We start from the raw sequence: 1,223 nt of genomic DNA, 5'->3' as shown, positions 1-1,223 counted from the left end.
GCCGTCGGGCACCTCGGCGAGGGTCTCGACGAACACCGCGCCGCGATTGCGCAGGCACTCCACCACGTAGCGGTTGTGGACCACCTCGTGGCGCACGTAGATGGGCGCGCCGAACAGCTCCAGGGCGCGCTCGACGGTGGCGATGGCGCGGTCGACGCCGGCGCAGAAGCCGCGGGGGTTGGCGAGGTCGAGGTCGATGGTCATGGCGGGCGTTCCGGATGGCTCGGGGGGTTCGTTCTGGCCGGGGGGAGTGCGATATAATAACCGGTTTCCACCACACCGGCCGAACGCCCCATGTCCCTCTGCTACCTCAACGGCGAACAGCTCCCCCTCGATCAAGCGAAAGTCTCGGTCCTCGACCGCGGCTTCCTACTCGGCGACGGGGTCTACGAGGTGATCCCCGCCTACGGCGGTCACCTGTTCCGTCTAACCGAACACCTCACCCGCCTCCAGTCGAGCCTCGACGGGGTACGCATCCCCAACCCGCTGAGCGACGAGCAGTGGGCAGCGGCGCTCGAGGCGGTGCTGGGCGCCAACGGCGGCGGTGACCAGTCGGTCTACCTCCAGGTCTCCCGCGGCCCGGCGGCCAAGCGTGATCACGCCTTTCCGCAAGAGGTCCACCCGACGGTCTTCATCATGAGCGCGCCGTTGAGCGTCCCGCCGGCCGAGCAGCGCGAACGAGGGATCGAGGTCGTCACCCTCGAGGACAACCGCTGGTTGCGCTGCAATCTGAAAACCATCGCCTTGCTGCCCAACGTGCTGCTGCGCCAAGAGGCCCTCGACCAGGAGGCCCAGGAGGCGATCCTGGTGCGCGACGGCTTCGCCACCGAGGGGGCCGCCACCAACTTCCTGCTGGTCAAGGGGGGGGTGATCGTCACCCCGCCGAAGGACCACCAGCTGTTGCCGGGGGTGACTCGCGACCTGGTGCTGGAGCTGGCCCGCGCCGCAGGGCTCCCCTGCGAGGAGCGCGCGGTGGCCGAGGCGGAGCTGAAGACGGCCGACGAGCTGTGGATCACCAGTTCGACCAAGGAGATCTTGCCGGTGACCCGCCTCGACGGGCAGCCGGTGGGCGATGGCGCGCCGGGGCCGCTCTACCAGCAGATGATCGAGGTCTATCAGACCTACAAGGCGCAGCTGCGCCGGGGGGCATGAAGGTGGCGGGCGAGAAGAAACTGCTGGAGTTCCCCTGCCACTTCCCGATCAAGGCGATGGGTCGCAACGGA

At 68.6% G+C, this 1,223-nt stretch carries 1 protein-coding gene and 1 pseudogene; one reads left to right on the top strand and one right to left on the bottom strand.

The window, feature by feature from the left end:
- A pseudogene (ispH, locus tag ACYQ2W_RS26240) lies at nt 1-198 on the bottom strand (4-hydroxy-3-methylbut-2-enyl diphosphate reductase); the annotation flags it as partial.
- A 96-nt stretch (nt 199-294) separates the two neighbouring features.
- Between ispH and ACYQ2W_RS26235 the strand changes: the two are divergent.
- The gene (locus ACYQ2W_RS26235; RefSeq protein WP_459874029.1) at nt 295-1,152 is read left to right on the top strand and encodes a D-amino acid aminotransferase; all 858 of its coding nucleotides are present in this window, start codon (nt 295-297) and stop codon (nt 1,150-1,152) included.
- The last annotated feature ends 71 nt before the right edge of the window (nt 1,153-1,223 follow it).

The sequence above is a fragment of the Endothiovibrio diazotrophicus genome (assembly GCF_054657215.1).
Note: the sequence above shows the minus strand (reverse complement) of the source record. Positions and strands in the feature narration are given on the sequence as shown.